General features: G+C 27.9%; 5 protein-coding genes and 2 pseudogenes. All 7 read right to left on the bottom strand.

Annotated features, from left to right (window positions below):
* A pseudogene (gene murJ, locus BN1173_RS04165) lies at positions 1 to 1,348 on the bottom strand (murein biosynthesis integral membrane protein MurJ); the annotation flags it as partial.
* Positions 1,341 to 2,468, bottom strand: a complete 1,128-nt coding sequence (gene tgt, locus BN1173_RS04160; RefSeq protein ID WP_014696622.1) for a tRNA guanosine(34) transglycosylase Tgt — start codon at positions 2,466 to 2,468, stop codon at positions 1,341 to 1,343. The gene tgt and the pseudogene murJ, both read right to left, overlap by 8 nt.
* Before the next feature lie 17 nt (positions 2,469 to 2,485).
* Positions 2,486 to 3,553 carry an LptF/LptG family permease gene (locus BN1173_RS04155; RefSeq protein ID WP_040236833.1) on the bottom strand — a complete coding sequence of 356 codons (1,068 nt, stop codon included), beginning with the start codon at positions 3,551 to 3,553 and terminating at the stop codon, positions 2,486 to 2,488.
* Positions 3,550 to 4,839, bottom strand: a complete 1,290-nt coding sequence (locus BN1173_RS04150; protein ID WP_040236831.1) for an LptF/LptG family permease — start codon at positions 4,837 to 4,839, stop codon at positions 3,550 to 3,552. Before BN1173_RS04150 ends, BN1173_RS04155 begins: the two co-directional genes overlap by 4 nt.
* Positions 4,814 to 6,335 (bottom strand): annotated as a pseudogene (locus BN1173_RS04870) (hypothetical protein). Before BN1173_RS04870 ends, BN1173_RS04150 begins: the two are co-directional and overlap by 26 nt.
* Before the next feature lie 9 nt (positions 6,336 to 6,344).
* Positions 6,345 to 8,498 (bottom strand): polyribonucleotide nucleotidyltransferase, encoded by a 2,154-nt coding sequence (gene pnp, locus BN1173_RS04140; RefSeq protein WP_040236829.1) that lies wholly within the window; start codon positions 8,496 to 8,498, stop codon positions 6,345 to 6,347.
* 13 nt (positions 8,499 to 8,511) lie between these two features.
* The gene (gene rpsO / locus BN1173_RS04135; protein ID WP_014696616.1) at positions 8,512 to 8,778 is read right to left on the bottom strand and encodes a 30S ribosomal protein S15; all 267 of its coding nucleotides are present in this window, start codon (positions 8,776 to 8,778) and stop codon (positions 8,512 to 8,514) included.
* Positions 8,779 to 9,039: the final 261 nt, after the last annotated feature.

Below are 9,039 nucleotides of genomic sequence, written 5' to 3'. Positions count from 1 at the left end.
GAATAATAGTAATAAATGACTTAATAAGAACGACTATGCTTCTATTAAGTTCAAGATTTATGTCATGCCTCAACCCAATAAAATAAAAAATAATAATGCATATAATAAAAGAAACTGATTGCGCAATAGGCAAAACATTTACCGTTTGATAATACTTAATACCAAAAACTGAAATAATAATATCAATAATAGAAAAAAGAAGATTAAAATACAATGGTATTTTGGAATTACGTATTGCAAAATAATATTTTTGAAATAATCCAAAAATTGAAGAAAATAATAATCCTAATAAAAAATATTGCAGCACACCAACGGTCCTTTGAGTATCATATACAGAAAATTTACCACCCGTAAGTAATAAATTTAAAATAGGAGCAGCCCAAACATACATTAAAAAAGACATTGGAACTAAAAGAAAAATTAACATATTAATTCCCTGAGTAAAAATTGCATTCAAACGTTCTTTATCACCCAAAGAAGCGTATTCAGACATCTTAGGAAAAATAACCGTAGCAATCGAGACATAAAAAATCCCCACAGGAAGCTGATAATAAACAATTGCATTACTTAAAACAGAAACACTTCCAATATCCAAGGTTGATGCTAGAGCAAATGAAACTTGCTGAGTAATAATTGCAAATAAGGCTGATAAAATCATATGCGACCATCTCTTTAAAAACATTAAAAATGAAGAATCATTAAAGTTCAATATTGGTCTATATATAAGACCAATACAAATACAATTTATCATCTGAATTAGAAACTGTAAAATCCCACCAACAATAACCCCAATAACAGCACTATATATACCATATTGGCTATAAAAAAAACATATGCTTAATATAATGCTACAAGAAAGCATAACAGGAGAAAAAGACGGTATAAAAAAAACTTTATAAGAATTTAAAACCGATGCAAATATAGATGACAAACTTATTAGCAATATATAGAGTATTAAATAATTAAATATATAACTGGCTAAATCCAAATTACTATCTCTGTAAGAAGATACTAAATACATAATTTGCTTAGAAAAAAAAACCATAACACAAATAATAAAACTAATAATTATAATATTAAAAGTGATAACCCGCCTAAAAAAAACAATAGCATGCCTATCAGATTTCTGTTTTTCATGAGTAAATTCAGGCATAAAAGCTGAAGTCATAGCACCCTCAGATATGATCTTTCTCAAATTATTGGGAATATTAAAAACATAATTAAAAATATCTGCTTCAATATTTGCACCAAAATAATAAGAAAACACTTTTATCTTAATAAAACCCATTACACGAGAAAAAAAAATTGCAATCATAACAACAACTGTTGAAATAACATCTCTACTCATTCAAATTACCTTCATCATACTTATCCAAATAAAGCTTTCTAAATTTTACAAAATTATCATTCATAATTGCATTTTTAGCCTTGTTAATTAGTCTAAACATATAATGAATGTTATGCTCACTAGCTAACATAACTCCAAGTGCTTCTTCTGATTTAAATAAATGCCTTAAATATCCTCTTGAATATCTCGTACATAACGTACAAGAACATTCTCTTTCAACAGAACAAGTATCAAAACGAAATTCAGCTCGATTAATACGAAGTATTCCATTATCAGTCAAAAGTGAACCATGTCTAGCAATTCTTGTAGGATTAACACAATCAAAAATATCAATCCCATTATATATTGCATCTAATATATAATGAGGAGTACCAATACCCATTACGTACTTTGGTTTATCTTTAGGTATTAGTGAAGAATTATATTCAAGAATTTCTAAATATCTATCTCTTGGTTCCCCAACAGATATCCCACCAATCGCAATACCAGGACTATTTAATTCCAAAATTGATTCAGTGCTTCTTTTCCTTAGATCTTTAAAAAAATTACCCTGTGTTATTAAAAATAAAAGACCCTCATACCCCTCTTTTCTATTTTTATAAGCACACAATGTACGACGAGCCCAAGAAGTTGTAATATTTGTATACAAACTTGCCTCATCATAATCAATACCATAAGGACTACAAATATCAAGAGCCATAATAATATCACTCTCAAAAGTCTCTTGCATACTAAATACACTCTCAGGTGTAAAATAGTGTCTAGAACCATCAATATGAGATTTAAAATCTACCCCTTCATCTTCAATTTTTCTAAAATTAGATAAAGAAAAAACTTGAAAACCTCCAGAATCTGTCAAAAAATTTTTATTCCAAGTTGTAAAATTATGCAAATTTCCATATTTTTTTATTACATCAATACCAGGCCTTAAATACAAGTGATAAGTATTTGCAAGCATTAAATTACATTCTAATTTTTCAAGCACATCATGCTTTAAAGCCTTCATGACACCCAAAGTACCAACCGGCATAAAACACGGTGTTGAAACATTTCCATGAGGAAGTTCAAGTATACCAAGTCTTGCATTAGAATTTTTATCATTTTTGATAATATTAAACATAAAATCCTCAAACCCTATTATTTACATATAAGATTATAAACAACAAAATTAATAATAATAAATAAAATAGTAGGTAATGCACTTGCAATAAATATGGATAAATAACCAAGATCTGCTAAAAAATTAAAGACCATAATTGAAATAACATATACAACTGCAAATGCAATACTATTTAATAAGCTCCATATAAAAATATTTTTCTTCAAAAAAAGACTTACAAAACTCACAGTAAAACTTAATAATATTAATCTAAATGAAAAAAATATTCTATTCAATAAATCAAATAACGCATCAGAATAATTTAAATTTTCTTTTATTAAATCTCCAATCCAAGTAACAAGCTTTGAAAAATTCAATGTTTTTGAAGAAAGCATAATTATTTTAATATATCCTGGCTCTAAATTCACAATATTCTCGCCATCAAGAACTTCATAAAATTTTTCTATAACATCTAATTCCACTTTATAAAATTCTCTAACACCATAAAGCATCCACTTAGAATCAACCCACTCAGCTTTACTTATATCATATCTTTTTTTAAAATTATCGTCTTGATCTTTCAAAATAATCATCAAATTAGTAATAATATGAGTCTCAACATCAAAATGTTTAATATTATAAATTTCTCTTGCAAAATCCTTAATAACTATATTTCTATCATTTGCACCTTGATTACCAATATTATTTTTAAGAAATACATCTCTTTTTGCAACAGTATCTACAACTAAATAATTATCAAAAAAAAAGAGTATCACTGAAACAAAAACACTAAGCATAATTATTGATCTCAATATCCTAGCAATCGAAATACCACAACTAAAGAGACCTATAATTTCATTTCTCATTGAAAGATTACCAAGAAGATTAGAAATAGCAAAAAGAAAAGATAAAGCTACACCATCTGAAAAACATTTGGGTAAGTAAAGATAATAAATATAAATAATGTCATCAATACTAAGATTATGTTCAAGATAATTTAAAAGGTTTGTTAATAAATCAAAAAGCACAATTAAGATTACAAAAAGAAAATTCATAAATAAAAAAGTCAGTAATATGTTATTTATAAAAATTTTATCTACTTTCATCTCTTTAGAAGTCTCAAAAATAGTATTAAGCCTGCAACCACTAAAAGAATATTTGGCAAGATAATAACAAGAATAGGATTCGGAGCATGTTGAACTGTATATACCTTTCCACCCATAAACATCGCCCAATAGAAAACACAAATAAGAATTGAAATAACAAGTTCAAGAATAATAGAATATTTTTTATTTGAATACATACCCATGCCAAAAGCTAAAAAAATAAAAAATAAAACAGATAATGGCAAACTAATCTTTTGATAAAATTCCAAATAAAAAAAAGCATAACTTCTATTGGCAACAAGATCTTCATAAGGAGCATAATTTACACTCAAACTATAAACATAATTTAAATTTTCAATAATAGAATTCTCATCAAAAATGTTATTCTTATCATATAAATAATTTAAATAAATATTTGCAAAATTCATATTTAAAAGATCTTCTTCCAAATAATTTTTTGTATTCAATTCTTCAACTAATTTACTTTGTCTGACAACAAGTTTAAAAACATCTCTCATACTCATCTGAGATGGGGGCACATAAGTTAACACCCAACCATCACTAAAAGTAACTTGATCTATTGAATATTTCATACGATCAGCATAAAAATAATCATAAAAGCCCTTTTCATCTTCTGTTAGAGCAATTGACAAAACATTATTTAAAATAAAATATACTTGATGATTTTCCTTTTGAATATTGAGTTCTTTTGCCATAAATATTCTGTCATAACCTTTAAGTCTAGTATTATCAAAAAAAGTCACATTTTTATAACCTGTTTCAGATTTCTCCCCCGATACAAATATCAAATCTCCATATTGCTTACTTGAATAAGGTTTCAATATTAAATGAGGTATTTCTTCTTTAATATCATTAAAAATTTTCAATCTACCAATAGATCCAAGAGGCAGTAAAAAATCATTAAGAATAAAAGAAACTAATGCAATAATTACTCCCAATTTTAAAAAAGGAGTCAATAAATTACTAATAGATATTCCAATTGATCTAAAAGCCAAAATTTCATTATTAAGTTTAAATCTATAAATAGTAAGTATCACAGAAAGCAATGCTGCAAAAGGTGGAGATAGAGCAACTACCATAGGAAGCGAGTATATAACAAAAATAAAAGCTTTAAAAAATGGCACATAGTTTTGAAGAAGTATTCTCATAAAAAAAAGTATTTGATTTATGAAAAACACAAAAAGAAAAAATAAAAAAGTAATAAAAAAATACTTGCAAAATTCAGTAATTATATAAGATTCATAATTGTTTTTTAATACTCTCATTTATAAAAACCAAACCATTATTTAAAGTCCCAAGTATAACATAATCATCAAAATTTAAAATCTTGATTAAATTTAAACTAATAAGCCCATCACTAGGACCTAAATAATCCCAACTATCACTCATCGTATCATAAATTAATAAACCATGCTCAAAAGTTGCAAATAATAGTTTATTATCCCTAATTTCCATATCAAGAAAATATCCAATGCTAGAATCATTATTAATGTCATATCTTATATAAGTATGATTATCTAAATTGAGTCTAAAGAGCCCACCACCATAAGTTCCAATATAATAATAATTATTATCACTTTGTTAGATTAGGTTATATGATGATTTTCATTCTCCATTTTACTAAATCCATTTAGATGTTTAACATTATTAAAATCGGTTAGATCAACGCTATAAATAGATTTATTCATTGTTCCAACAAATAACAAATTTTTTTCCTCATCTAAATATAATGATGAAATTCTATTAGAATTAAGCTTAATATAAGTCCACTCCCCTCTATCAGAATAAAACCATAATCCAGAATCTAGAGTCCCAACAAAAATACCATCTTTAGCACCTAGCAAAACCTGTATACTACCTAAATTAATTTGTAAAGGTTTTTCAACTTGTTTAACAGACCCTTCCAAATCATCAATATAATAAAGAACATTATTGCCGCCAATATATATAGAACCTCTATGCTCTGTAAAACCTTTAAGACCATTTAAAAAAATACTTTTCTTATCTTTAATATAAACTTTATATTCATTATTTTTAATATCATATCGTAAAAGACCACCAAATATATTTGCAACAAAAACATTATTTTCGAAAACAAACATATCAAAAATACTATTATCTAAAAATCCCAAAGTCTCTAAATTTAAATAATTTATTCCAAACTTATTATTTAAAAAGTTATAAATTCCAAGATCATAATCCGAATTAAGAGAAGTTTGATCAACCTCTTTCAATGCAGATATTGCACCTAATCTATCCTTAACAAAATATTTAAGTTCAGCAACTCTACAACATCTTGAACATTATTTACAACATCTTTTAAAAAATTATCAGGTCTTCCTTTATTATCCAGATAATAAATTCCCATACTATAATTTAAATATCCAAAAAATAAATTTGCCTTTGCAACTAATTCTTTAGGATAATTTTTTTCATCAGTTACTATTTTATTCAAATAGTAACTGGCTGCACCAAAATCTTGTTTAGCATAACTCTCTCTAGCACTTTTAAAATAAGAATTCTCTTCTTGTAAAAAAGCATCACTCAAAAAGAAAGATTCATTATCTCTAAGTCCCAATAAATAATCCCTCTCCTCAATCTTTAAGCCATCAATATTCGAGTCTTTATTATCAACCATCAAATCAAAAGAAATTTCAACACCGCCTTTCTCAAGAGGAATTTTAATATTTTCATTAGTAAGACATGACACAAATAAAAACAAACTTAAAAAAATAATGTTTATGTGATTTACAAATACCATAATATCCTATTAATCTCTAGCTAATTCAAGTTCAATTTTTCCAAATTTATCAATATCAGATATTCTAACTTTAACTATCTGCCCTTCTTCTAATCTTGGGAAACGCATACTAAAGCTGCTTCTATTATCTCTCCCATATCTAGAATGTCTATTACTATACCTAGAATGCCTAATATCACTACCATATCTATCATCTCTAGATCTTGACCTATTACTCAAAAACCCTTCCTTAGTAGGAGTAAGTTCAATAAAAGCTCCAAAACTGTTAATTTTTTTCACAATGCCATCATAAATTTCACCAACCTTAGGTTCCCTAACAATACTCTCTATTTTTGCCTTAGCTTTTTGCATCTTTAAATTATCAGTTCCAAAAAGAGTAATTCTACCATCTTGTTCAATTTGAACTCTAACTTCAAATTCATCTGTAATTGCTTTAACTGTCTTACCAGTAGAGCCAATCACAAGAGAAATTTTATCAATATCAATTTGCAATTGAACGATTTTAGGCGCATTAACAGATATATCACCTCTTGAACTTGAAATAACAGAATCCATAATAGATAAAATATGCATTCTTCCAATTCGTGCCTGTTCAAGAGCATCTCTCATTAATTGTTTTGTAACATTTGAAATTTTAATGTCCATCTGAAAACCAGTAATCCCATTTTTGGTTCCTGCGACTTTAAAATCCATATCACCTAAATGGTCTTCTTCTCCAAGAATATCACTCAAAATAACATATTTATCATCATTACTAATAAGTCCCATAGCTATCCCTGCAACTTGTTCTTTAACAGGAACTCCAGCAGCCATTAAAGACATACTTCCAGAACACACGGTTGCCATTGATGATGAACCATTTGATTCTAATACTTCAGATACCACTCTAATGGTATATGGAAAATCATCTTTTTTAGGTAACATAGCTTCAAGGGATCTTTGAGCTAAATGCCCATGTCCAATTTCACGTCTTCCTGTCATAAGTCTACCTGTCTCGCCAACAGAAAATGGAGGAAAATTATAATGAAGCATAAAATTAAGACGCTTATCACCATCAATATCATCCATTACTTGCTCATCAATACTTGTACCTAGCGTTGTAACAGCCAATGCCTGGGTTTCACCTCTTGTAAAAAGAGCAGAACCATGGGTTCTCTTTAAAAGATCAACTTCAGCAATAATATCTCTTATTTGTGTAGGAGTACGACCATCGGTTCTAAGATTATCCTCTAAGATTGATTTTCTAACAATTTCTTGTTCAAAATCATCACAAGCTTTATAAAAAAGAATTTCATTTTCATCATTGAGCTGCTCAAGAGAAGAAAAATGTTCATAAGCTTTCTGTTTAACTAACTTTATAGCTTTATCTCTATTAAGTTTCCCCCTTACAAAACACGCATCTCTAAGTTCAGGATAAATTAAACTTCTAAGATCATCCTTAAATTCAAAAACCTTTTCCTCATAAGCAAGTGGTAACTTTTCTCTCTCACCTATTAAATATATAAATTCTTTTTGCAAATCACAAATTTGCTTAATATAAGCATAAGCCTTATCTATAGCATCAAGCAAAATTTCTTCACTAACTTCATTAGCACCACCCTCAACCATTGTAATTCCATCTAAACTTCCAGCAACAACAATATCTAAAACAGAATCTTGTATCTCATCAAAAGAAGGATTTACTATAAATTCATCATTTAAATAAGCTATCCTCACAGCTGCAATAGGACCATTAAAAGGAATGTCTGACAAAAAAACAGCCGTAAAAGCAGCATTCATCCCCACAATATCAGGAGGATTCATTTGATCTGTAGACAAAGTTGTTGGCACAACTTGAATTTCCCTACCAAACCTTTTATCAAAAAGTGGCCTCATAGGTCTATCTATCAATCTAGAAACAAGCACTTCTTTATCTTTTGGCTTACCTTCCCTTTTAATAAAACCTCCAGGAATCTTTCCAGCAGCATAATATTTCTCATTATATTCAACAGATAAAGGAACAAAATCTAAATTTTCTCGAATTGAATCTGAACAACAGACTGTAGCAAGAACAGTAGAACCACCATAAGTAGCAAGAACTGCTCCATTTGCTTGCTTAGCTAACAAACCTGTCTCTAAAATTAAATCTTCTCTGCCTATTTTTAATTTTAAAATTTTTCTCAAAACCTACCCCTTATTACTTTCTAAGTCCAAGTTTAGATATTAAGGTTCTATAAGCTTCCAAATTCTTTTTTTGATAATATCTCAATAAACTTCTTCTCTGCCCAACTAACTTTAATAAACCTCTCTTAGAGCTATGATCTTTCTTATTATTTTTCAAATGCTCTGTTAAATACCTTATTCTATCTGTAATTAACGCTATTTGTACTTCAACTGAACCTGTATCATTCGAATTCTTTCCAAACTCTGTAATTATTTTTTGTTTCTGTTCTTTACTAATCATAAAAACGGCTCCTATACCATCATAGCAAAGCCTACAATAGACCATCTTGCTATAATTAAAATCTTCATCAGTCAATTATAATATTTTTTCACTCAAATAACAAAAACAGCCTAAAGACTTTTTTGCTAAAAATTACATAAATCTAACCAAATCAAGTTCATTATCAATAATAACGCTAAAGAATAATACATTATAAAAACTTTATTTCAATCTTACTTATCTAAAGTACTGCAATAAATTGCTCTACCTTCTCTTTCACCT

It is taken from the genome of Borrelia crocidurae (genome assembly GCF_000825665.2).
In the GTDB taxonomy this organism is placed as follows: domain Bacteria; phylum Spirochaetota; class Spirochaetia; order Borreliales; family Borreliaceae; genus Borrelia; species Borrelia duttonii.
Note: the sequence above shows the minus strand (reverse complement) of the source record. Positions and strands in the feature narration are given on the sequence as shown.